A 23,573-nucleotide genomic window follows, 5' to 3' on the forward strand; every position below is an offset into this window, starting at 1 on the left:
TTTGCAAGCACGAGCCCGCCACAAGCGGGCCTGCCTGCCTTCACCACAAAGACCAAGAACATGAGCACTTTGCATTTGATCGACCACCCTCTGGTCCAGCACAAACTGACACTGATGCGCCGCAAGGAAGCATCGACCAACAGCTTTCGCCGCATGCTGGGCGAGCTGTCCACCCTGATGGCCTATGAGCTGACGCGCGACTTCCCGCTGCAGGACATCGAGATCGAGACGCCCATGGAAAAAATGACGGGCAAGGTCATCGACGGCAAGAAGCTGGCCCTGGTCTCCATCCTGCGCGCCGGCAACGGCTTCCTGGATGGCATGCTCAACGTGGTGCCCGGCGCCCGTATCGGCCACATTGGCCTGTACCGCGACCCGGAGACGCTCAAGCCCGTCGAGTACTACTACAAGATGCCCGAAAACATGGGCGAGCGCGACGTGATTGTGGTCGACCCCATGCTGGCCACCGGCAACTCGGCCGTGGCGGCCGTGCAGCAGCTCAAGGACAAGAGCGCGCCCAAGTCCATCAAGTTCATGTGCCTGCTGGCCGCCCCCGAAGGTGTGAAGACCATGCAGGCCGCCCACCCCGACGTGGACATCTACACCGCCGCCGTGGACCGCGAACTGGACAGCCATGGCTACATCCTGCCCGGCCTGGGTGATGCGGGCGACCGTATCTTCGGCACCAAGTAAGCACGGCTGCTTGCCAACAAAAAGCCCCAGGCGCAAGGCCTTGGGGCTTTTTTCATGCTCAAAACAGCCTGCAGCGCTTATGTATCAAACGCTGACAGCTATCAATATGAGATCCGGTTCAGATCTGATTCAGCGCCATATTGTTGAGCTTGTCCAGCCGAGCAGGCCAGCTGTCCTGCCGGGCCGACTGCAGCAAGATACGCGTCCAGGCAATCCAGGCATCCCACTGCACGCGCTTGTCCCAGGCATTGCCCCAGGTGCAAAAGCACTGCAGCGCGCTCTCGGCGGCCCGAGTGGCATCGGCGCTGCGGCCCGCGCTCAGGTATAGCTGGGCCAGCACCATCTGCGGCTCGCCCACCCACGGGTTGAGCGCGACAGCCTGCTCCAGCGTGGCGGTGGCTGCATCCAGATCGACCAGCGGCTGATCGAGCTGAATCACCGACCAGTACAGCGCCACGGCCGCAGCCTCGTTGCCCCCGCTCAGCAACTGGCTGCAGCTCGCAAACACAGGCGGCAGCGGCAGCTGGGTCTTGAGCGCAGGATGCTGCAGCGCCTGGCCCAGGCCGCTGATCTGGCTGAGCATGCGGCTGCTTGGACGCATGGGGCCGGGCCACAGCGACGCCGCCCAGTGCACGGCCTGCTGACGACTGTGGTCCACGGCCGGGAAGCGCGAATAGATGTCTTCCTGCCAGCTGAACCACTGCTCCATGCTGTCGGCCATGCTGACAATCGCGAACACAGCCACTTCATAGGCGGTGAGCCTGATGGTCTCGCGCGGCTCGGGGCCGTTGCGCTCGATCTGCAGGCTGCCGTCGGCTCCCAGCTCGCCCGCCAGCAGTTTTTGCACAAACTGGGTACGGCTCATGGTGCAGAACAGATAGACCAGATGCTCGGCCTGCTCCCCGACCAGGCTCTTGAGCTGCTCACGCTCGTTGCCAGCATCGAACTTGACCAGATCGACAAAGGCATTGCCATAGACACTGTGCAGCAGACCCAGCTGGCGCACCTGCCTGGGTTGCTGCCACAGTGCCAGAGAGCGCGCCACACCTGCCAGATGGTGGCGAAAAGTGCCGGCCTTGTGCCAATCCTGGCCCACACCGCGCTCCAGCACCACAGGCAGCAGCGGCGCCAGATCGGCGTCACGGCTCAGCCATTCCTCGTCCAGCAAGGTCTTGGCGCGTTCGAACAGCGCCTCATCCAGTTGATTCCAGGGCTGATTCATGCGCTCACCATGCAGTTGTGTAGGCACCCTTGAAGGTCTTTTCCACAAAGGCCTTGACCTCGGGTGACTGGTAGGCCTTCACAAAGGCCTGCAAGCCTTTGCTGTTTTCGTGGCCGGCACGCGTGACGATGAGCACGGTCACATAAGGCGTGTTCACATCTTCCAGCGCCAGCGAGTCGCCCTGGGGGGACAGGCCGGCTGCCACGGCATAGCTGCTGTTGACGGCCGCGGCATCCAGATCATCAAGGGCGCGGGCCAGCTGGGCGGCTTCGAGCTCGACAAACCTGAGCTTTCTGGGGTTGGCCGTGATGTCCAGCACCGAGGCGCGCGCACCGGCATCGGCCTTGAGCGTGATCAATCCCTGCTTGGCCAGCACCATCAGGGCACGCGAGCCATTGGTGGGATCGTTGGGAATGCCCACGCGCGCGCCGCTCTTGAGATCGGCCAGCTTCCTGACCTTTCTGGAGTACACGCCCATTTGCTGGTTCACGGCCTTGGCCACGGGCACCAGCTTGTAGCCACGGTCCTTGTTCTGGGCATCGAGGAAGGGCTGGTGCTGGTAGATGTTGGCGTCGAGATCGCCGGTGGACAGCGCCGCATTGGGCTGGATGAAGTCGCCAAATTCCACCAGCCTGACCTTCAGGCCCTGCCTGGCCGCAACCTGCCTGGCCACTTCGGCAATCTGGGCGTGGGGGCCGGCCGTCACGCCGACGGTCACGGCCAGATCCTGGGCCTGGGCCAGCAATGCGGCAGGTACCAGGGCGGCAACTGCCAGGGCTTTTACGAGAGAACGCTTGTGCACCATGGGCACCTTTCAAGACAAATCCGGGAAACTCGGGTCCGCCAAGCATGTGCACGCTCAGGGACAGCAGCTTGAAACTTAACGCATAAAGCAAACCTCGGCAGCCAGGCTGAGGCCTGCCCCCATCACAAAGCAGGATGGCTGGCAGCGCGGCTCGGAAAATATCTATAAAGACCGGATCAATCCCTTACCTAACAAGCGATTAAAGCTATCAAAACAGGAATACCTCCAGCACACCGCATGCTTGACATTGAACTGCACTTCAAGCTTAAGTTGGGAGCCACAGGAGACTCCCCATGCCTCGTCGCATTCTTCACGTTGTCAGCAACGTCGCCCATTACGATGACCCTGCCGAGACCACCGGACTGTGGCTGTCGGAACTCAGCCATGCCTGGGAAATCTTTGCCAGGCAGGGTTATGCGCAGCAACTGGTCAGCCCGCTGGGCGGCCGCTCGCCGCTCGAGCCGCGCTCGCTGAAATGGCCGAACCGGGATGCCACGGCCAGGGCATGGCTCGCGGATGCAGCGCGCATGGCCCTGCTCTCCAAAACGGCCGCCCCTGATGCCTTGGACGCGCAAGACTTTGATGCCATTTATTTCACCGGCGGCCATGCCGTGATGTGGGACTTTCCATCCTCGCAGGGACTGCAGCGCATCACGCGCGACATCCATGAGCGCGGTGGCGTCGTTGCCTCGGTCTGCCACGGCTATTGCGGTTTGCTCGAAACCCGCCTGTCCGACGGCTCGCTGCTGGTCGCCGGACGCAGGCTGACAGGTTTTTCCTGGCTGGAGGAAAGGCTCGCCGGTGTGGCCGGCAAAGTGCCGTACAACGCCGAAGCGCTGATGCGCCAGCGCGGCGCCCAGTATGAGAAAGCCTGCCTGCCTTTTGTCTCCAAGGTCGTGACGGACGGCAGGTTGGTGACTGGGCAGAACCCGCAGTCGGCCCGGGCCACTGCCCTGCAGGTGGCTCAGTTGCTGGGCTGAGCGGGCCGGCCCGCCGCCTCCTCGTCCCGCCCCAGCAAGCGCATCTGCGACAGCACACGCCGAGCGTTGCCGGCGCAGTCCATGTCTTCGGGTCTGGCCTCGATCTGGGCGATCAGCTCGCCCAGTTCGGCGCGATTTTGCGTCAGCTGTGCCAGCATCAGATCGATGCTTTGCAGCTTGCGATGCAGCGTGGCCAGCAACTCGTCATGCTGCCACTTCTCCAGATCCTCGGGCAGCAGCTGGCGCAGCTCCTGCAGGCTGAAGCCGGCCCGCTGCGCCGTGGCAATCAGCCTGAGCGCCAGCACCGCCTCTTCGGGATAGCTGCGATAGCCATTGGCCTGGCGCTGGGCAACGCCCAGCAGGCCGATGCGCTCGTAAAAACGAATGCGCGATGCGGCCAGACCTGTGCGCTGGGCGAGTTCTCCGATCTTCATGTGCGCCATTCTCGCGCAATCCGCGCTTGACCTTGAACCAAGCTTCAAGCTTACGCTTGCGTCATTCCCGGTCGTCGAGGCTGGTGAAGCCTATTCTTCAAGGAACGGAAGCGCAGATCCATTCGGGTACCAACGGTCAGATCGCCTTGCACGGCACTCTATAAGACGATTTCTGCCTGGCCAGCCTCGAAGGATGAAAGGGCAGAGTCTTCAATGGAATAAACAGCGTCCTTGAACTGTTTACAGCAGGTCAACCTCAAGGAGATCTCCATGACCCGTCTCGCTTCCTTCGCCACCCTCACCTCGGTGTTCCTGGCGGCCTGCGCCGTGACAACTGCTGCCCAGGCGCAGACGCCCGCTTCTGCCATGAATGGCGTGCTCGTAGGCCCCAACCAGATGACGCTCTATGTCTTCGACAAAGATGCCGCAGGATCCGGCAAGAGCGTATGCAACGGTGGCTGCGCCACGAACTGGCCCCCTCTGATGGTTACCCCGGGTGTGACGGCTACCGGTGACTGGAGCATGGTTGTCCGCGACAACGGTGACCAGCAATGGGCCTACAAGGGCCGCCCTCTCTATTACTGGGCCAAGGATGCCAAGCCCGGAGACAGGACGGGAGATGGATTGCTCAACAACAGCTGGCACATCGCCAAGCCCTGAGAACTCAAGCCTGGATCATCAAGAGGAAGAAACAATGAAGCTCCGAAAAATGAAGCTTGCGCTGAGCTATGCCATGGTGGTGGCGCCGGTTTTCACCCAGGCAGCCGAGCCGCAGGTGACTGCACCGCGGGTGGTCCAGGCCCTGGAAGCGACCTTTGGCGTTCACCAGGGAGAGCGTCGCAATCACATCAAGGGGAGCTGCGCGGTGGGCGAATTCACCGCTACCGCCGAGGCTGCCAGATATTCGCGCTCCACACTGTTTTCCGGCCAAGCCGTTCCGGTGATTGCGCGCTTCTCGCTGGCAGGAGGAAACCCCAAGGCGCCAGATGTTGCCCAAAGCGCGCGTGGAATGGCCTTGCAGTTCAAGCTCCCTAAGGGACAGTTGCACCAGATGTCCATGTTGAACACCCCCATGTTCGGTGCCGCCCACCCAGGAACATTCCTGGACTTGATCGAGGCTCAGCGCCCCGATCCAGCCACCGGCAAGCCGGACCCGGAAAAGCTCAAAGCATTCAGGGCCTCCCATCCTGACAACCTGGCTCAGGCGCAATACCTGGCCAGCCACAACCCTCCCGACAGCTACACCCGCAGCGCATTCTTCGGCATTCACACCTTCAAGTTCATCAATGCACAGGACAAGGTGACTCTGGTGCGCTGGCGCTTCGTACCGCAGGAAGGAGAGAAGCCGCTAAGCAACGAGGCACTGAAGACGGCTGGGTCGGACTTTCTGGAAACCGCATTGATCAGCAGCACATCGAAAAAAACGGCTCGCTGGGACATGCTGGTGACAGTCGGACAGCCAGGTGATGCGCAGGACGACCCCACGCAGTCATGGCCCGCACAGCGACCTGAGTTCAAGGCCGGCACCCTGACGATCACCAGCGCTTCGACTCAAAAAGGAGGCTTGTGCGAGCCGATCAACTTTGATCCGATGGTGATGGCCGACGGCATTGCGCCCACCAATGATCCGGTGCTCCACTTTCGCTCCCGGGCCTATGCGGTGTCATTTGGCAAGCGCTTGAGTGGTCAATGAACTTCGAGGATCAAGCTCAGTACATTCCTCCTTAGCTCCAGCAAGGCCATGTCCAAGCAAGCGCAAAACTGGAAAGCAAGCTACCGGCCGATCTTTGACCGTCGTTGATCGGACGGTAGCGGTCACACAGTGCCATGCCCCCAGTCACGTTGGGCACGTGGCACATCCTTGAAGATGACGCTGCGATCTGAAAGGGATTTTGTGCGTGTCACCCCTTCCACTCGGATGCGCAGGCCGTCTGGCCGCTCGGTGCATTTCGCAGGCGGTTCAGAAAATTCAACTGGCTTCTGGCCGTTTGACTCCCCTTTGCGACGGCTTGCCGCAGCCAGTGAGCTGCCTCGCAGCGATCCGCCTTCACCGCATTACCGTACAAGTTTGGGCCGGCCAGAAGAACCCATGCCAGTGTTTCCTGCGCTTGAGCTTCGCCATCTCGGGCCGCCTGGCGCAGCAACGCGAGCATAGGGGTGTAGTCACCTGCAGTCTGGGCTTCCAAGGCCAGTTGAAATCGCTGTTCGGAGGTGGTTGCCATGTCAAAAGGCAAGGAGCCCGCCTGCGCCAGCGCGCCAGACAAGGCCGCTGCGATGAACAAGCCATGTCCGGCATATCGGGCCCGTGTGGCAATTGAACGGAATTCGAATCGCATTTTTGTCTCCACTTGAACTGAGTGGACCCATCGTCGTAACAATCTCGCTCGCTGAAAATCGGGAATTTTCGAAGACCCCCTCAGTACCACCCAGAGGCTGATTCGAACTGATGTGGCGACCCAGTAAAAAACCTGCACTGGACCATCTCCAGATTCTGAGGAGGCATTAGCCCCTAGGAAGATGAATAGGCGACAGCCCGGTAGCAGATACTGGCGTTGGAGTCGCGCCGATGGTGATGTGGCAATCAAAAACTGCAGGCGTTGATCGAGGTGCAGCAAACGACAGCGACGGATAGTGAGCACTCCTTGGCGGCAGGCTGCTACCGGCCATTAGCGGACAGCCGCGGGGCACCTCCGAACGACTGCTGCAGTTATCTGTAGTCGCTTAGCTCATATATGCCAATGACGGCCAACATCCTAGACGCACTTTCGAGTGCATTGGGCCGACATCCTGCGTTCATTGGAGCTAGGTTGGCAGCGGCATCCGTGTACTGTGCTCTGGCAGTTTCCATGTTTCACCGGCTGCGTCACTCTTTGCCGACTCCCTTTGCGACCTCCGCCTTGCTTGTTTGTCCGCATACATACGCAGATCAGCCTCCTTGAGCACGGTCTGTGTCGAGCTGATGGATGGATCGACCATCACGATGCCGAAGCTAGCGCCGGGATAGTCGAGGCTGCATTCAGGAAATTCATACCGCCCGATCAGCAGCGGGGCTAGGCGGCTGCGCATAGCCTCCAGGGTCTTGTCCTGGTCTGCGAGGCTTGGCGGGGCAATCAGTCCAATGACGACGAACTCATCACCACCTAATCGTCCCAGCATGTCACTCTTACGCAAACCGGTACTCATGCGTCGACCGACTTCGACAAGGAATTGGTCGCCGACCTCATGGCCATAGGTGTCGTTGATCGCTTTGAACCCATCCAGATCGATGAAGGCCACCATTACCCATTGCTGCATTTGCTTCGCCTGAGCGAACAACTGCTCCAGTTGACCCAGCACGTTGCGTCGGTTTGGCAGATTGGTTAGTGCATCATGATTGGCCGCGTACCACTCGTCCTGCCGTCGCTCCACCATCAGTCCAATCGCATGACCGCTAAGCAGAATGAAAAGCAGACCCACCGACGCTACCAGCCCAGCTAACCCGATGTGCTGCCTACGCATGAGTGGCAAGTGATCCACAGTCGCCAGTGTGATCAGTTGATATTGGGTATTGGAGAGCGGTTCATGCCGTAGCAGGTAGGACTTGCCGTCAATGATCCACTGATCTGTGTTGGAGACTGCGCGCGCATTCAGTGGCTCGCCTGGACTTTCGCCACTTTCCGGGAAGGTGCTCCTTCCATCAGCAACTGCGAAACTTGGCGGTAGAAGCGCTTGCGCGTTGCGTAGCATGAATGGCGCGGACGACGCTGTGGTCACGCGACCCTGGCGATCCAGGATAAGCGCAATGTGGCTCCCTGATAAGTAGGGAACAATATCTGGGGCATCGAACTTGACGGTGACGGAACCTAGGGGCTTATCGTCTTCGCTCTCAATACGGCTAGCCACGAAATAGGATGGCGTCTTGTTCAGGCGCGCGATACCGAACGAATGGCCATTGCCTTCACGCAATGCGTCAACGAGATAAGGCCGACCTGAATAGATCATTCCCACGATGCTGTCGGACTCAGCCCAGTTGCTGGCTGTGATCGTGTCGTCCGACATATTGTTCATGTAGATGCGGGCATAGCGCAGATCGCTGGACAGCTCATTCATGAAGTCACCAACTTTGCGCACCAACGGGTCTTGCGTGAACTGAGCTGCGCGCTGTTGGCGTGTGAGCTGAACCAGGCCTGGCGGATCCGTGCGATAGCGGGTGGCGAGCTGGATCACCAGTCCCTGACGTGCCACCATGTTGGCCACACTCACCATTTCAGTGAAAAGCCGATCCATGATGCGTGCGGTTGTTTTGGCTTCGTACTCAGCGCTGTCCGCCAAACGGTCCAATTCCGACGCCACAAGTCTCTGTGACATCCACCACCCGAGACTGGCCACCAAGGCCAGCCAGGCGAGCGCCCCCCCCAGAGTCACCATGCGCACGGTGGATCGCATGGACCGTCTGTGCTGAGCTTGCTGCGGAAATGCCTTGCTCACGTACACCCTCCAGGCCGTTATGAGCAAATGGTAACAAGTACGCTTAAATCAAAAAGTCAGGAAAAGTCATCCGGCTTCCAGTGTCGAGCGACCACTACCGCCGAAAGCAGACACTGGCGAGTGATCTTGCGAGCGACCGCAATGGGTCGTTCTGAGACACTAGCCTCCCGGCCAGAAACGATCTTGGGTATGTGGGGCACAATCGATCAGAGCCTCCTTCTCACCTTTGGATTGCCTGTCTAGATGCCTACCCCTGAGCGATTTGTTGCGGATATCCTCCAAAACGTCAACAACCGTACGATTCTTGAACGGTGGAAGGATTTGAATCTCCCAGATGGATGGCTTGTGGCAGGCTGCCTATTCCAGACAGTGTGGAATTTGCAGGCACAAAGGAATCCTGAGGATTCCATCAAGGATTACGATCTTTTTTACTTTGATTCATCTAGTACCTCTGAAACTGCCGAACAGAAAGTACAAGCGCATGCTGATCATGTTTTACATGATTTAGGTATCAGGGTCGAAGTAACGAACCAAGCCCGGGTTCACCTGTGGTATCAGTCATATTTCGGTCATCCTTACAAGGCACTACGCAGCTCTTCCGACGGAATAGATCGCTTTCTTATTCCAGCGACTTGCGTGGGAGTTCGCCCAGATGAACTTTATGCTCCGAATAACCTCGGCTTGATCTATGACGGCATTCTGGCGCCCAACCCATTGACGCCGCACCGTGATCTCTTTCAACGCAAGGCCGAGTCCTATCAAGCACGCTGGTCATGGCTGAAAATTCTTGTGCAGGGCGAGCAGTCTCAATAAATTCATCGAGACGAATGTTCGGGTGTATGCCTGCTTAGGCTAGAAAGCCGCGGCAGGTCAATCGCCACTCTCGGTCAAACCCAGATGCTGACGAAGTGTGGCATTGGGGTGGCTAGCCAGACGCGTGATCTTGAAGGCAAAGTCTCTGAGATACTGCCCGGAGTCTCGTCGAGCGGCATGTCATAAACCTTATCGACCTTTCGCAACTGAACGCTGAGCGAGTGCGTGCCATTTGGGCGCTTGTCGATACGTCCTGCCAATCTCTCCAGGGCAAGGTGGCCTGGTCGTTTGAACGCAACGGCATTCGCACTCGCACAAGCTTCATCCAGGCGTTTCAAGAGCTTGGCTTATCATTTGTCGAGTTGCCCAATTTGCTCAAAACGCCCGAGAGAGCTGCCGATCTGGCCGGCTATCTCGACCCTTTTTACGATGTCTATGTCGTGAGGGAATCCAATCATCAGCGCCTCGCGGAGTTTGCCCTTGCGTCACAACGCCCGGTAATCATTGCCATGTCCGGCATGGGGCATCCATGTGAGGTGCTAACTGACGCTTTCTACATTGATAGGTCGATCGCGCCCATTGAGCAAGCCCGCATCTGTTTGTGGGGCCCGACGACCAATGTGCTGCGGTCGTGGCACGAGCTGGCTTTCTCGCTGCAACTGCCAATCATGCATATCTGCGATGAACGGCTGCATGAGACCCTTCCATACGTTGAATTTGCATCAACTCCCCCCCGGGTCGCTGACATTGTCATTACCGATGGCTGGCCAAGCGGTGCCGAAGCAATGGCTAAGTCACTCACTGTGGCAGATCTGGATTGCATGGGCATGCCCATGCTGCTTGCGACACCGCCATTTTCCATTGGGCGCGAGATTGCATTTGACCCGGTGCAATATCCACGCTTCTCCGGGTACAGTCAAAAGTCGTTATTGCTGCCCGTGCAAAAAGCAATTCTGCGATACCTGCTCGCCCGCTGAGCTTCCGTATCGATGCAGAGATTGATGCCAGTCTCTGACAGAGACAGCCACTATGCCTGACCCGGCATCCGATGTCCGTTTCAACTGGAAGCTTGCCAGAGCAAAGCAAGCAAGAAAATCTGAGCGGCAGCGCTTGCAAGCTGCGAGCCGGTGATACCTGGTCTGAACGCTTGAGCAGTAGCTACGCATGAGTTGCCCGGTTCTGTGGCCAGCCTCTTTATTCATGGGTGCGAAATCGGCTGCGGTATTCGGCAGGCGTGGTGTTCAGTTGCCTGCGGAAAGCGCGAGTCAGTGTATCGGTGGTGCCCAGGCCGCAGGCAGTGGCGATGCGCACCAATGACTCATCGGACGTCTCAAGGCGGTTGCGTGCCATCTCCACACGCACGGACTCTATGTACGCGGCAGGTGTGGTGCACAACTCGGTCTTGAACAGGCGGGCCAGTTGTCGCTCACTGACATGGATTCGCTCGGCCAAAACCGGCAGCGTGAGCGGTCTAGCAACGTTCTGCGCTATGTAATGACGTAGCGCGTCCATGCGACGTGTGGTCGAAGGCTGGGCTATGGCTACGCTGAACTGGCTCTGCCCGCCGGGCCGCTTCAGGAACATGACAAGCTGCCGGGCCACACGCTGTGCTGCTGCCTCACCGAAGTCGTCTGCCACCAGGGCCAGAGCCAGATCAAGACAGGCTGTCAGACCCGCCCCCGTCCACAGATTGCCCTCGCGGATAAAGATCGGCTCGGCATCCACGGTCACGGCCGGGTACTCTGCCGCCAGCTGCTGCGCGGTGGACCAGTGCGTGGTGACACGCTTGCCATCCAGCAGCCCTGCCGCGGCGAGCACATGTGCGCCCACGCAGACAGAGGTAACGCGGCGGGTACGGGCAGCCAGCTTCTTCACCCAAGAGACGACCTGCGGGTCGACCACGGCGCGCAACTCGCGCGCCGCATTCCTTTGCACCGCACCAGGCACTACCAGCGTGTCGATGCGCTTGCGCGCCAACTGGGCAAAGGTGATGTCGGGCAGCACACGCACTCCTGCGGAGGTCTGCACCGCCTCCAATGTCTCGGCCGCCAGCACCACACGATAGCCTGTGGGCTGATCCATCTCACGCTCGAGTAGCGAGAACACTTCGGCGGGACCGGTCATGTCCAGCAGATCCACCTGATTGAACAGGACGATGACGATGAGGCGTTCCATGTGCTGCCTGCAGAGAATGTCTGAATCTGCATGTTATATGACATTGCAGACATTCCCCCGCATTCCTACCATTCCTTCATCGCTCAACATTGACAAGGAAGCCGGACCATGACGCCCTCCAAGACCCTGAGAGAACTCAACGCTCTCGACGCCTCGCCTGCCAACCTGGCCAACGCCACCTTGGTGCTGGTGGACTACCAGAACACCTACACACACGGCGTGATGGAACTCACGGGCTGGAAGCCTGCGCTGGAAGCAGCCTCAGCCCTGCTTGCCCGCGCACGTGCAGCGGGAACAAAGATCATTCATGTGATGCATGACGGCGGCGCGGGCTCTGCCTACGACATCACGGAGGACATCGGGCAGATTCACGCCAGCGTGGCGCCCATGGCCGGCGAAGCCGTGGTGGTGAAACAGGCCCCCAACAGTTTTGTTGGAACCAATCTCGGCGAGCTGGTGGACGCAGCAGGCCGCCAGCAACTCATCATCATCGGCTTCATGACACATATGTGCGTGACATTCACGGCCGAGGGAGCCTTTCTGCGCGGCAACCAGCCAACCATCGTGGCCGATGCCTGCGCCACACGCCCACTGCGCAGTGCCGTGGCAGACGTAGAGGCAAAGCAGTTGCATCATTGCGCGCTGGCGACCATTGCCGATTTGTACGGTGTCGTCGTCCCCTCGGGCGCTGCGCTGCACTGAAGTTTGACTGAGTCCGGTACTCACACGGCTCTGGTTGACGGGCATGTGCCGGCTTGCGCCCAAGTGAGGGAGCCCTTGGCGGCCTTGAGATACCAAGCTTGTATGTCTGCGCAAAATCGCCCGGCAGCACCAGGGCATGTTCTGGGCAAGTGTCGCGGCCCGCTCGGCCTTTCTGCTCGGCCTTCCTCCTCGGCAAAGCGCTCAAGCGCTTTGTCTGTGAAGCAGCCAAGCGGTTGCTACCCGGTTGTGAGCACCAGGCTTGCTTGAGCTGCATTCCGCACTGAAATGGCTGCTACTTCCGGCAGCAAGCGAGCCACTATAGCCCCCCGCAGCAATCTATGAATGCAACTCCACAGCACTTCAGACACTCCAGCAAAAAGCTCTTCGACTTAACGCCGCTGAGATCTCAAGCCCGATGAAGCACTCAACCTGAAGCCCAGCCAAACAGGCGCGCAGGATTTTTCACCAGCACCTGTTGCTGATCATCGTCATCCATCAGCCAATGAGCGATGTCCTGTTGGATGGTCTGGGTAGGCACCGTGCGAAACTGACTAGGCTCCAAGGCGGGGACGCCAGCATCCCTGGCTGTATGCGGCCAGTCACTGCCCCACAGGATCGCCTCTGGAGCATGGCTCACCAGATGTCTTGCCCATGCGCGGGCCCATTTCGCATCAGCCAGACGATAAGGCGCGGAAAGCTTGACAAATATGCAGCCACTTTCAGCAAGCCGCAGCAGCAATCCGTCATCTTGAGAGGCTGTAGCCGAGAACGGCACCATTGCGAAATGGTCCAGGACAAAAGACCCCGGCAACCGACTCAGGTGCGTGCTCACGGCTTGCAGCACCGGGTATGCCATATACAGCTGGATACTCCAGCCCAGGTGACAGACGCGTTCACTCCAGTAAGAGAGTTCGTTGCAAGCCGAGGCGACGTCTTCGTTGCCCGAGCTTTGCAGGTTCACGCGGATTGCTCGCACACCTGCTGCATGCCAGACCTTCAGCTGAGCTTCGCTGACGTCGCGCGGTGCTACTGCCACGCCACGCGCACTGTCGCCGAGCTCGGTCAGGGCATCCAGCAGGCACTGGTTGTCAAATCCGTAAACGCTTGGCTGCACCAGCACCACGCGCTGCATGCCGATAGCCTGCAAATGTTGCCGCAGCGCCTGCACAGATGCCTGATGCGGTGTGTAGTGCCGCATCGGATCCATGGAATATTGATGCTGCGGCCCGAATACATGGGTGTGCGTGTCGCAGCGGAAAGCCGGAGGCCCGGCCTCCGTCCTTGAACTTCGTTCAACTACCTCCATGACTTCGCCTTTCCCGGCTTCACAGCGTCAACGCAGCGATACGCTGTGCCAGCTTGCTGCCTGTGGCGGCCGTGCCGAGCTGACCGCCCACATCGCGTGTGGCCTCGCCATGCTCGACAGCCTGGCCTGCACAGGTGACGATGGCCTCGCTGGCCCGCACAAAACGCATGTCATTGCTGCGCTGACCGTACCAGTTCAGCAACTGGCTGGCCGACAAGATCAGCGAAAACGGATTGGCGATGTCCTGGCCTGCGATGTCCGGCGCAGATCCATGAGCCGCTTGCCCCATCGCATATTGCTGGCCGGCGTTGACGGATCCTCCCAGGCCCAGACTGCCGGACAGCTCGGCCGTCAGGTCAGAAAGGATGTCGCCGAACATATTGGTCGTGACGATGACGTCAAAGCGTTGAGGCGCACGCACCACATGGGCCATCATGGCGTCGACGATGAACTCGTCGACCTCAATCTCGGGAAAATCCTTGGCGACACGCTGACATTCTTCAATGAACATGCCGTCGCCCAGCTTGAGCACATTGGCCTTGTGGACGATGCTGACATGCTTGCGCCGGCGCTGGGCCAGCTCGAAGGCCGAACGCGCCACGCGTGCGCAGCATTCGCGGGTGATCCGGCGAAGAGAGACGACCACGTCGGACGTGATCAGCATTTCACTGCCGCCCGATGCAATGTTGCGATCTGCGTAGAAGCCTTCGGTGTTCTCACGAACCACGACCAGATCGAAGTCGTTCACCTTGTGTGGCACGCCAGCCCAGGTTCGCGCAGGCCGGATGTTGGCAAACAAGTCCAGCTCCTTGCGAAAGAACTTGGAGGGGTTGACCTCCCCCTTGGCTTCGTCCTTGAAGTCGTAGGTGGCCATGGGGCCGAGCATCAGGCCGTCAGCAGCCTTGACCTTGGCCAGGAGTTCCGGCGTGACCGTCGCACCATATTTGCGCAGGCTCTCGTGGCCCGCGATATCGTGATCCAGGGCCAGATTCAGATCAAACTTATGAGATACAGCCTCCAGCACCTCCACTGTGGCGGCCATGGTTTCCGGGCCGATTCCATCGCCGGGCAATACAACCAGTTTCATACTCAACTCTCTTTTTTCAACGCTTAGTCAATCAATACGGAAGTGCTTCGGACCAGTTGCCGGTATTTGGTGATTTCCTTGCGGACAAAAGCATCCACCTCCTGCGGCGTATAGCTTTTGACCAAAGTGCCTTCTGCCTCGAAGCGTGCCTTCAACGCGGGCTGCTGCACGATCTGGTTGATTCTTTGCGACAGCAGTTGCACCACCGGCGCCGGCGTCTGCCTGGGAGCGAAGTAACCACCCCAGAGACTGAATTCGAAGCCCGGAAATTTCTCTGCAACCGTGGGCACCCCAGGCAGCGCCGCAATGGGCTCCAGACCGGTGACCGCCAATGCCCGCACCTTGCCGCCTTTGATATGTGACAGGATGGATGGCGTGCTGGCCATGAAGAACTGCACCTGCGCGCCAATGAGGTCGGTGATCGCCTGACCGGCTCCCTTGTAGGGAATATGAACCATTTGCACTTTGGCGGCCTCTGCAAGGGCTGCTGCGGCCAGGTGCCCGGGCGTTGCCGTACCGGACGAAGCGTATGCCACCTTGCCTGGCGCCGCCTTGGCTGCGGCGATCAGGTCGTCCAGCGATTTCCATGGTGCGCTGGCAGGAACCGCCAGCACCAGCGGAGAGTCACCAACCAGGGCCACACCTTGCAGATCCTTCAGGCTGTCATAGCCTGGGCTCTTCATGGCCGCACCGTTGATGGCGATCTCTCCGGTCTGGCCCAGCAGCAGTGTCAGGCCATCAGCGGCAGCGCGCACCACCATGCGTGTACCCAGCGCTCCACTGGCGCCAGGACGGTTGTCAACGATCACGGATTGCCCAAGTGCTTTGCCCAGATCGCTGGAAATCAGTCGTGCGAATACATCGCCCTGTCCTCCTGGCGCATACGGAACGACGACTGTAACTGGCCGCCCGGGAAAGCCTGCCTGCGCTCTTGCCATGCTCGCGGCCGCCGCTGCAGAGCCAGCGCAGATGGCAGCCAGCACCTGTCTTCTCGACACCAGGCCTGATGGGTCGTGGGATGGCAACATGCTCAGAGCTCCATGCCGGGCTTGCTTGCCACAGCTTTCCATTTGCCCAACTCATCGTGAAGTTCCGCGGCAAAGGCTTTCGGGCTCAGGGAAATAGGCGTTGCGCCTTCATGCTTGAGACGCGAGCGCACTGGCTCAGCAGCGGCGGCTGCATTAACGGCCTGATTGAGCTGATTCACGATCTCTGGTGACGCCCCGGCGGGCGCAAGCACACCCCACCATGTGGTCACGTCATAGCCCTTGATCCCGGCTTCTGCCATGGTGGGCACCTGCGGAAACAGGCTGGAGCGCTGAGCACTGGTGACGGCCAGAAGCTCCAGCTTGCCGGTCTTGAGGTGCGGAAGAATGGTCGGCACCGTGGCAAAGAATGCATCCACACGACCTGCCAGCAGTTCCAGCGCAGCAGGGCCGCTGCCTTTGAAAGGGACATGCGTCATTGGAAGCGTCGCCTGCTGCCTGAAAAGTTCGCCAGACAGGTGGTTGATGCTGCCTGCGCCAGCTGAACAGTAATTGATGCCGCCTTCGCGTGTTCTGGCAATCCTTGGCAGATCCGCGACCGACTTCGCCCCAAGAGCCTTGTTGGTTACCAGAAGCAGAGGCCCACGACCGATCATTGCCACCGGAGCAAAGTCAGTTTCCGGCTTGTAGGGCAGCTTGGGATCAATGGCTGCGTTCGTCGCAAAAGTGGATGTCGCAAACAGCAGCGTGTAACCATCGGCCTTGGCTTTTGCCACAAAGTTCGCGCCTATGGAGCCACCTGCCCCACCCTTGTTGTCAACGACAACTGGCTGGCCAAAGCGATTTGACAACTGGCTGGCTATGTCACGTGCGATGCTGTCTGTACCGCCACCGGCCACAAAAGGAACAACCAGCGTAATAGGACGCTCGGGCCACTTTCCCTGAGCTGTTGCCGAGCTCACCAGCATCAATCCAGCGGCTGCGGCGAGCCACGCTTTTCTGAAATCACCCAAGCCTCGCATTTCGTCTCCGTTTCTTATGTTCTGGGCGAATGATCAGTGATTTAATTAATGCAGTAAATTGCAAAAAATCTTCTCATTGATGCGTTTTTCAAATGAATTTCGACATTGCTGATCTCAAAGCCTTTGTGGCTGTGGCAGAGCTGGCCAGTTTCAAGCGCGCAGCCGAGTTGCTGCACATCTCCCAACCGGCCTTATCGAGACGGGTCGAAAAACTGGAGCAAGCCCTGTCGCTCAAGCTCCTGGAGCGAACCACTCGCAAAGTGGAACTCAATGCCATGGGACGTGTTTTCTTGCCTCGTGCCCAGCATGTACTGGCCGAACTGGAGGCCTCGTTGATAGGGATGACCGAACTCAACGAACGGCTGCACGGCCTGGTGACCATTGCCTGCATCCCTTCGGTCGTGGATACGGTGGTGGCAAGCGCCATCCATCAGATCAAGAAGCAGTTCCCTCGCATTCGGCTGCGCATCCTGGACCAACCCGCTGCAGACATCCTGCTGACCGTGGCACGCTCCGAAGTGGATTTCGGAATCGGCTATCTCGGAGCCAGCGAGCCTGACCTCGACTTCGAAGAACTGGCTTCGGAGTCCTTTGTGCTGGCCTGCCGCAAAGACCATCCTCTGGCCACCCGCAGCAGCATTTGCTGGAGTGAGCTGGCGCATCAGGACTGTGTCACTCAAGCGCAAGGCAGCGGCAATCGCCTGCTCATCGACCAGGCTCTGTCAAACACCGTCACCCGACCCCATTGGGTATGCGAAGTTCAACATGTCCCCAGCCTGCTCAGCCTGGTTCGGCGCGGGGTGGGCGTGGGCGCTGTCCCTCAGCACGCAATCAGCGGAACCGATCTCTGCGGCATCCCGTTGGTAGAGCCGCAGGTATTGCGCAGCATCGGTTTGATCTCGCGACGGGGCAAGGCTCTTTCTGCCATGGCTCAGGAACTCCAGAGGGCATTGCGACTGGTTCATATCCAGCAGTTGAACTGAGCGCAAAGCTGTGAGTAGACGGCTGCCTGATGGGAGCTGCTGGTGAAGCGCGCTATGCCTCGCTCAAGCCTGCTCTCCCTCCGGACTGAGCGGGAGGGCCCGTCATTCCTGCGTAATCTGCGCTTGACCTTGAACCAAGCTTCAAGCTTACGCTTGCACCATTCCCGGCCATCAAGGCTGGTGAAGCTATTCATCAAGGAGCAGGAATGCAGACCATATTGGGCGCCAACGGGCAGATCGCCACCGAGCTGGCGCGCGAACTCAAGCGCCACTACACCGATGAGCTCAAGCTGGTGAGCCGCAGGCCGCGCAAGATACATGACTCGGACCTGCTCGAAGCCGCCGACCTACTCGATGCCGCGCAAACAGCCAGAGCCGTTCAGGGCAGCAGTGTGGTCTATTTCACCGCAGGCCTGCCTCCCGATACCCAGCTTTGGGAGCAGCAGTTTCCAGGCATGCTGCGCAACGCCCTGGCGGCCAGCCGCGCTGCGGGGGCCCCGTTTGTCTACTTCGACAACACCTATATGTACCCGCAGGACGCACAGCTGCAGACCGAGCAGACGGTATTCGCCCCCTTGGGACGCAAAGGCCGGGTGCGCGCCGCCATGGCCGAGATGGTGCTGTCCGAAATGGCACGCGGGGAGATTCCCGTGCTGATCGCACGGGCGCCCGAGTTCTACGGCCCTGCCCAGACGCAGAGCATTACCAACACTCTGGTGATTGACAGACTCAGGGCCGGCAAGACACCGCTGGCCCCGGTGCGAGACGACCGTCTGCGCACCCTGATCTGGACCCCCGATGCCAGCCGCTCACTGGCTTTGCTGGGCAACACACCCGATGCTTACGACCAGACCTGGCATCTGCCATGCGACGATGCACGCCCCAACTACAAGCAGTTGATCGACTGGGCCAGCCAGAGCTTTGGCCGCTCTTCCCGCCTTCACAGACTGCCCCGCTGGGCACTGGGCGTAGCCGGCCTGATCTCGAAACCCGTGGCCGAGCTGCAAGAGCTGCTGACCCGCTATGCCCACGACAATCTGTTTGACTCCAGCAAGTTCAAGCAGGCATTTCCGGGGTTTGCCGTCACCGGCTACCGGCAGGGGCTGGCGCTGATTGCCGATGAATTTCAGAGAAATAAGCAGCAATCCCTTGCCCAGCCTTCGAAAGCAGCTATCAAATGAGTATCAATAGTTAAAAGGCTACCAACTCAGCGCCTGGGCCAGTTGCTCGGCCCGGGTTTGCTCGCGCGGGCTCGCCACCGGAGCCCGCAGGATGGCGCGGCTTGCGCCCTGGTCAACGATCCAGAAGACGACGCGCTTGACGGAAGCTGCGCCCGGCCTGCTCTCCTGCAGGCTCACTTCAAACGTCCATTGCCGGCCTTCAGGCCGACGGTCCCTGGAGCGCGTCTGCGCAGTGAAGCTGCGCTTCTTCAAGCTCCCCGTTGTCAAGCGGAACTGCTTTTCCAGCGCGGTGCGCAACAGCTTCTCCTGCGCTTCGTCGGACTCGGGGATCTTCAGCCCCGTGGTCAGGCCCAGCAGTTGTCCCGTCATCAGATCACGGTACATCATGCGCTGCGAATCCTGCGGCTCCTGCAGATGAAAGCCGGCCGCACGCATGGGCAGCACCATGCCGGTATGCCGATTTTCCAGGTCGGCCACCTTCGGGTCCCGGGCCTGCACCCAGATGTTCTGCAGCCCGCCGGCATTGCGCAGGTACTGGCGCATCAGTCGCGCGGCATCGGCGTCACGACCCTGCTGCGCCGCCAGCTCGGCCCCATATTGCTGGGCCAGGTCCACCAGCTCGGACTCCAGCCTGAACAGGCTGACATAGGGCCAGGCCTGCAGTGCCTGCTCCAGGTAGCGGCCGGCCTCGGCTTGCTGAGCGGCCTTGAAGGCCGAGATGCCAGCCACCGTATTCAGGCGTGCCAGCTCGGCGGGGAACTGCGCATCGGCCAAGGCCGCGCGGGCCAGTTGACCGGCCCTGGACCAATCGTCATCGACCCGCCAGGCATGGCTCACCTCGCGCTCCTGGCGCGGCAGCTCGGGCGGCAGCTCGGGCGCTTTGGGCCATTGCATGGCCTGCCACAGCTGGGGCAGCTGCTGCAGCGCGCTGTCACTCTCGCTGTCCATCTGCTCGGCGTGCAGGCTCAGTTTCCAGTTACCGCGCACCAGCCCCCAGTCCAGATGCAGGACATCGGGCCTCCCCTCTTCTCTTTTCTCGCGGCTGGCCTGCTGGCTTTGCACGACGTCAGCGAACGGCAGGGCCGGCAGCCTCAGCCCAGGCTCTGGCGTCTGCTCGCTGGCAAAAAAGCTGCGTTCCTGCTGCAACGACTTCTGCCTGGCTGCTGCGTCCATGTCTTTCAGACCAACGTCATAGCCGAGCCGCATGCGGACCCGCAGGCGCCTGCCATCGGGTTTCAGATAGACATACTCCAGATTCGCGGCCTCCTTGCGATCCCTGGCCGGCTCCAGCTGGACCAGTACCCAGCGCCCCTGCACCAGCGGCACGGTGAGCTGCGCGGCCTGGTAGCTCAGCTGCTGGTCTGCCGTATTCCACTGCCACAGTGGCGCAAAAGCCTTGGACTCCTGCTGGAGCGCCTGCAGATAGCGAGCCAGTGCGCCCTGATCGCCGGCCATCATGGCGGCCGTCAGACCGCGCTGTATCAGCGCCTGCATCTGCCCGCTGACCGGGTCGTAGCCGTCGGCGGCGGCCAGAGCCATCATCTGGTCGGTCTGCAACACGGCCTGCGGGTACTGCCCTTGCTGATAGAGCAAGGCGTAGAGCAAACCCGAAGCATCGAGCTGTTCGTAAGGATTGCCACGCGGCAGCGTCATGTCCAGCAGCTTGCGCGCCTGCGCGGTCGCATCGTCCCAGCGCCTGGCCTGTGCGGCCTCGACGACGGCACGGCGCAGCCTCAAAAAAGGCGAATCCTGTTCGGCGGGCAAATCCGCCCGTCCGGCAGCCCCCGTCTGCCTTGCAGGTTCAGCCGCCTGCGGCGCAGGGCCCGCCAGCAGCAAGGCCACCGCCATGGCGGTCAGGGAAACAGGCGCGGGGATGCGCGGCAAAAAAACCATGAAGTCGATCCACAAGACAGTTCAGCAGACTTGCAGTATAGAAAGCTGCTGCCTGCCCGCAGGCCCGGGACGACTCAGGGCAAAAAAAGAGCGGCCCAGGGCCGCCCTCTTTGACATGCTGCAATGGCTTCAGTCCACCAGACCGGCGTAGACATGCTGCACGTCGTCGTCGTTTTCCAGACCGGCCAGGAATTCCTGAACTTCTTCCTGCTGCTCGGCAGACAGGCTGCTCATGCTGATGGGGTTCTTGGCCTTGTAGCCCAGCTTGACCGACAGCACCTTGATACCTTGCGCGGGCAAAGCCTTGCTCACGGCGTCCAGATCGGCAATATCGGTAATGAACAGGGTGGTGCCTTCTTCTTCGCCAGCTTCGAAGTCTTGCGCGCCAGCTTCGATGGCGGCCATTTCGACGTCGGCGCCGTTTTCAGGCTCGCCTTCGATCATGCCTACATGGTCAAAATCCCAGGCCACGGCGCTCATCTGGCCCTTGCGGAAGCAGACACGCATATTGGGAGCCGTGCGATTGGGATTGTCGGTCAGGCACTCCACCATCACGGGCACGCGATGGGGGGCATAGCCTTCAAACAGCACGCTGGAGTAGTTCACGGCGTCGGCGCCAACGCCGGCCCCCTTCTTGATGGCACGATCCAGCGTGTCCTTGGGCATGGAAGCCTTGCGGGCCGCTTCCACCGCCATGCGCAGACGCGAATTGGCTGCAGGATCACCGCCGCCCAGGCGCGCAGCAACCATGATTTCCTTGACCAGCTTGCCAAACAGCTTACCCTTGGCATCGGCGACCAGCGCCTTGCCCTTTGCTTTCCATTGCGCGCCCATGGCTGCGTTCCTTGTTGAATATGGTCCAAGCCTGCGTTGTGCACACACAGGCCGCTCGCCAAACTGCGGCGAGCAAAAGCCGGATTTATACACCTGCGCGCAATCTTTTGTTGGCAAACTGCATCAAGCCCGGGTCATAAGCACAGGCAAACAGCACATTGCCACCCAGCCACCCAAGAGGAGAAAACATGCATCGCACCACCATTCAAGCCCTGAGTTGCAGCGTGCTGGCCCTGCTCGGTTCGCACGCCCTGGCTGCCGCCGAGCTGGGCACGCAAGCCGTGGCAGCAGGACTGGAGCACCCCTGGGCACTGGCCTTTTTGCCGGACGGACGCTATCTGGTGACAGAGCGCCCTGGCCGCATGCGCATTGTGGAGGCCGGGGGCAGGCTCAACGCCCCTCTCAAAGGCCTTCCTGCCATCGCCACAGCCGGGCAAGGCGGCCTGCTGGACGTGGTGCTTGACAGCGACTTTGCCAGCAACCGTCAGCTCTATTTCTGCTTCTCGGAGCCGGGGCAAGGACCAGACCGAGGCAAGAACAGCACGGCCATGGCCAAAGCCCGACTTTCAGCCGACTCCGGCACCCTGGAAAACGTGCAGATTCTGTTCAGCCAGCGCCCCAAGATCGATTCGGCCCTGCACTTCGGCTGCCGCATCGTGGAACGCAAGGTGAACGGCAAACCCGACGGCTCGCTGTTTCTGACGCTCGGAGAGCGCTACAAGGCCATGCAGGAGGCCCAGAACCTGCAGACCCATCTGGGCAAGATCGTACGCGTCAACAAGGATGGCAGCGTGCCTCGCGACAACCCCTTTGCGGGCAGGCCCGATGCGCTGGCCGAGATCTGGAGCTATGGCCACCGCAACAGCCAGGGTGCCGCACTGGGGCCAGGAGACGAGCTCTGGATGACAGAACATGGCCCGCAGGGCGGTGACGAGCTCAACCGTATCGAGCCGGGCAAGAACTACGGCTGGCCCGTCATCACCTATGGTGAAAACTATGGAGGCGGCAAGATTGGTGCCGGCATCACCGAAAAAACAGGCATGGAGCAACCCCGGCATTATTGGGTACCGTCCATCGCCGCCTCGGGGCTCGCCTATCTGAGCAGCGAGCGCTATGGCGTGGCCTGGAAAGGCTCCTTCATCACGGGTGCGCTCAAGGCCATGCAACTGCAGCGCCTGCAGATTGCCGATGGCAGGGTCACCGCCACCGAAGTGCTGCTGCCGCGCCTGGGCCAGCGCGTACGCGATGTGCGCCAGGGTCCGGACGGTCTGCTGTACCTGCTCACCGATTCATCCGATGGTCAATTGCTGCGCGTGCTGGCAAAGCCCTGAGCAGCCCTCGCCTCCCTGCAGCTGCGACGACGCTCAGCACAGCACAGCCCGTCGCCGCAGCCAGTACAGATAAGCCACAATGGCCGACCAGAACAAGGCCTCGGCAAGCCAGAAGCCGATGGACAACGCATCGACACGGCTGCCCAGCCTGGAGACATACCAGGACATGGCGCCCTGGCTGGCAATGCCAAGAGCCACATAAAGAGCGCCCACCAACACCGCTGCGCGATTGCGAGTCCACAGCAGCCACACCAGCGTGAAGCACAAAGCCGAGTTCAGCGCCAACAGGGCCTGCAGTAACAGCGCCCACCAGGCTCGTCCTGAAGACTGCCAGCCGTCGGAAAAATCCGCCTCCAGCAGCATCCAGCCGCTCATCAGACCCAGAATTCCGAACAGGCACATCAGCAGCGACAGGCCTTTGCCGTGTGGCTGCTCCCAAAGCGTCTTCGTTGTTTTCATCAATGCAAGGCTTCCCGTCTGATCCTGCGAATCGGCGTGACCGCCGTGACGGCGCGCAGCCGTCCCTCGACATAGGCTGCCAGACCGCCGATATCCTACTGCGGCCAGCTTCGCGGTCCAATGCCGGGCGACGGTACTCAAAGACGCCCATGCTCAGGTCGGGCGATATCTGGCCATCGAGGCTGGCCAGTGAGAGCATG

23 protein-coding genes are annotated in these 23,573 nt (G+C 60.4%); 10 read left to right on the forward strand and 13 right to left on the reverse strand.

The genetic code is table 11. The features are described from left to right. Window positions 1-60: 60 nt before the first annotated feature. Window positions 61-693, forward strand: a complete 633-nt coding sequence (gene upp, locus FSY59_RS21265) for a uracil phosphoribosyltransferase (RefSeq protein ID WP_003053872.1) — start codon at window positions 61-63, stop codon at window positions 691-693. Window positions 694-811: 118 nt separating this feature from the next. Here the strand turns inward: upp and FSY59_RS21270 are convergent, their stop codons facing one another. Together FSY59_RS21270 and FSY59_RS21275 are read right to left on the reverse strand one after the other, a co-directional pair. After that, the gene (locus FSY59_RS21270; RefSeq protein WP_148729622.1) at window positions 812-1,915 is read right to left on the reverse strand and encodes a DUF6817 domain-containing protein; all 1,104 of its coding nucleotides are present in this window, start codon (window positions 1,913-1,915) and stop codon (window positions 812-814) included. Window positions 1,916-1,919: 4 nt separating this feature from the next. Then, entirely contained in the window at window positions 1,920-2,720 is an 801-nt protein-coding gene (locus FSY59_RS21275; RefSeq protein WP_148729623.1) for a MetQ/NlpA family ABC transporter substrate-binding protein, read from the reverse strand. Window positions 2,721-3,013: 293 nt separating this feature from the next. On the opposite strand from FSY59_RS21275, the gene FSY59_RS21280 reads away from it, so the two are divergent. Beyond that, the gene (locus FSY59_RS21280) at window positions 3,014-3,700 is read left to right on the forward strand and encodes a type 1 glutamine amidotransferase domain-containing protein (RefSeq protein ID WP_148729624.1); all 687 of its coding nucleotides are present in this window, start codon (window positions 3,014-3,016) and stop codon (window positions 3,698-3,700) included. Here the strand turns inward: FSY59_RS21280 and FSY59_RS21285 are convergent. Continuing rightward, window positions 3,685-4,134 carry a MerR family transcriptional regulator gene (locus tag FSY59_RS21285; protein ID WP_029158467.1) on the reverse strand — a complete coding sequence of 150 codons (450 nt, stop codon included), beginning with the start codon at window positions 4,132-4,134 and terminating at the stop codon, window positions 3,685-3,687. The two genes, FSY59_RS21280 and FSY59_RS21285, sit on opposite strands and share 16 nt — an antisense overlap. 270 nt (window positions 4,135-4,404) lie before the next feature. Here FSY59_RS21285 and FSY59_RS21290 point away from each other — a divergent pair, with 270 nt between their 5' ends. Next, on the forward strand, window positions 4,405-4,794 hold the full coding sequence (locus tag FSY59_RS21290; protein WP_019042853.1) for a hypothetical protein: 390 nt from the start codon (window positions 4,405-4,407) through the stop codon (window positions 4,792-4,794). Then, on the forward strand, window positions 4,727-5,827 hold the full coding sequence (locus FSY59_RS21295; RefSeq protein ID WP_255439628.1) for a catalase family peroxidase: 1,101 nt from the start codon (window positions 4,727-4,729) through the stop codon (window positions 5,825-5,827). Before FSY59_RS21290 ends, FSY59_RS21295 begins: the two co-directional genes overlap by 68 nt. Before the next feature lie 208 nt (window positions 5,828-6,035). Here the strand turns inward: FSY59_RS21295 and FSY59_RS21300 are convergent, their stop codons facing one another. After that, window positions 6,036-6,470, reverse strand: coding sequence for a hypothetical protein (locus tag FSY59_RS21300; protein WP_003053852.1), 435 nt, complete (start codon window positions 6,468-6,470; stop codon window positions 6,036-6,038). Between the two features lie 466 nt (window positions 6,471-6,936). After that, window positions 6,937-8,559 (reverse strand): sensor domain-containing diguanylate cyclase, encoded by a 1,623-nt coding sequence (locus FSY59_RS21305; protein ID WP_187427953.1) that lies wholly within the window; start codon window positions 8,557-8,559, stop codon window positions 6,937-6,939. Window positions 8,560-8,844: 285 nt separating this feature from the next. Between FSY59_RS21305 and FSY59_RS21310 the strand changes: the two genes are divergently transcribed. Both FSY59_RS21310 and FSY59_RS21315 read left to right on the forward strand, forming a co-directional pair. Continuing rightward, on the forward strand, window positions 8,845-9,414 hold the full coding sequence (locus FSY59_RS21310) for a nucleotidyltransferase family protein (protein WP_003053827.1): 570 nt from the start codon (window positions 8,845-8,847) through the stop codon (window positions 9,412-9,414). Between the two features lie 221 nt (window positions 9,415-9,635). Beyond that, window positions 9,636-10,391 carry an ornithine carbamoyltransferase gene (locus tag FSY59_RS21315; protein ID WP_370458239.1) on the forward strand — a complete coding sequence of 252 codons (756 nt, stop codon included), beginning with the start codon at window positions 9,636-9,638 and terminating at the stop codon, window positions 10,389-10,391. Window positions 10,392-10,608: 217 nt separating this feature from the next. Here FSY59_RS21315 and FSY59_RS21320 read toward each other — a convergent pair whose 3' ends face one another. Next, complete coding sequence (locus tag FSY59_RS21320; RefSeq protein ID WP_003053824.1) at window positions 10,609-11,589, reverse strand: GlxA family transcriptional regulator; 981 nt, start codon at window positions 11,587-11,589, stop codon at window positions 10,609-10,611. 108 nt (window positions 11,590-11,697) lie between these two features. Between FSY59_RS21320 and FSY59_RS21325 the strand changes: the two genes are divergently transcribed. Further along, window positions 11,698-12,291, forward strand: coding sequence for an isochorismatase family protein (locus tag FSY59_RS21325; protein WP_148729627.1), 594 nt, complete (start codon window positions 11,698-11,700; stop codon window positions 12,289-12,291). 424 nt (window positions 12,292-12,715) lie between these two features. Here FSY59_RS21325 and FSY59_RS21330 read toward each other — a convergent pair whose 3' ends face one another. Genes FSY59_RS21330 through FSY59_RS21345 form a run of 4 tightly spaced genes read right to left on the reverse strand, consistent with a single transcriptional unit; the run spans window position 12,716 to window position 16,692 of the window. Continuing rightward, window positions 12,716-13,597, reverse strand: coding sequence for an amidohydrolase (locus FSY59_RS21330; RefSeq protein ID WP_148729628.1), 882 nt, complete (start codon window positions 13,595-13,597; stop codon window positions 12,716-12,718). A gap of 19 nt (window positions 13,598-13,616) precedes the next feature. Further along, the gene (locus FSY59_RS21335; protein WP_019042166.1) at window positions 13,617-14,684 is read right to left on the reverse strand and encodes an isocitrate/isopropylmalate dehydrogenase family protein; all 1,068 of its coding nucleotides are present in this window, start codon (window positions 14,682-14,684) and stop codon (window positions 13,617-13,619) included. Between the two features lie 23 nt (window positions 14,685-14,707). Beyond that, window positions 14,708-15,712: a tripartite tricarboxylate transporter substrate binding protein gene (locus FSY59_RS21340; protein WP_187427954.1), complete on the reverse strand. Its 1,005-nt coding sequence runs from the start codon at window positions 15,710-15,712 to the stop codon at window positions 14,708-14,710. Window positions 15,713-15,714: 2 nt separating this feature from the next. Further along, window positions 15,715-16,692, reverse strand: coding sequence for a tripartite tricarboxylate transporter substrate binding protein (locus FSY59_RS21345; protein WP_003053813.1), 978 nt, complete (start codon window positions 16,690-16,692; stop codon window positions 15,715-15,717). A 92-nt stretch (window positions 16,693-16,784) separates the two neighbouring features. Between FSY59_RS21345 and FSY59_RS21350 the strand changes: the two genes are divergently transcribed. Together FSY59_RS21350 and FSY59_RS21355 are read left to right on the forward strand one after the other, a co-directional pair. After that, window positions 16,785-17,675, forward strand: a complete 891-nt coding sequence (locus tag FSY59_RS21350) for a LysR family transcriptional regulator (protein ID WP_003053812.1) — start codon at window positions 16,785-16,787, stop codon at window positions 17,673-17,675. A 206-nt stretch (window positions 17,676-17,881) separates the two neighbouring features. Further along, window positions 17,882-18,856 (forward strand): NAD-dependent epimerase/dehydratase family protein, encoded by a 975-nt coding sequence (locus FSY59_RS21355; protein ID WP_148729629.1) that lies wholly within the window; start codon window positions 17,882-17,884, stop codon window positions 18,854-18,856. An 18-nt stretch (window positions 18,857-18,874) separates the two neighbouring features. On the opposite strand, the gene FSY59_RS21360 is transcribed toward FSY59_RS21355, so the two are convergent. Beyond that, window positions 18,875-20,749 carry a hypothetical protein gene (locus tag FSY59_RS21360; protein ID WP_255439634.1) on the reverse strand — a complete coding sequence of 625 codons (1,875 nt, stop codon included), beginning with the start codon at window positions 20,747-20,749 and terminating at the stop codon, window positions 18,875-18,877. Between the two features lie 129 nt (window positions 20,750-20,878). After that, window positions 20,879-21,583, reverse strand: coding sequence for a YebC/PmpR family DNA-binding transcriptional regulator (locus FSY59_RS21365; RefSeq protein ID WP_003053809.1), 705 nt, complete (start codon window positions 21,581-21,583; stop codon window positions 20,879-20,881). Between the two features lie 188 nt (window positions 21,584-21,771). Between FSY59_RS21365 and FSY59_RS21370 the strand changes: the two genes are divergently transcribed. After that, window positions 21,772-22,914, forward strand: a complete 1,143-nt coding sequence (locus tag FSY59_RS21370; RefSeq protein ID WP_003053808.1) for a PQQ-dependent sugar dehydrogenase — start codon at window positions 21,772-21,774, stop codon at window positions 22,912-22,914. Between the two features lie 33 nt (window positions 22,915-22,947). Here the strand turns inward: FSY59_RS21370 and FSY59_RS21375 are convergent, their stop codons facing one another. Beyond that, window positions 22,948-23,373, reverse strand: coding sequence for a hypothetical protein (locus tag FSY59_RS21375; RefSeq protein ID WP_019042173.1), 426 nt, complete (start codon window positions 23,371-23,373; stop codon window positions 22,948-22,950). Between the last annotated feature and the right edge of the window lie 200 nt (window positions 23,374-23,573).

Origin of the sequence: Comamonas sp. Z3 (genome assembly GCF_008121565.1) — a bacterium.
Lineage (GTDB): Bacteria > Pseudomonadota > Gammaproteobacteria > Burkholderiales > Burkholderiaceae_C > Comamonas > Comamonas brasiliensis.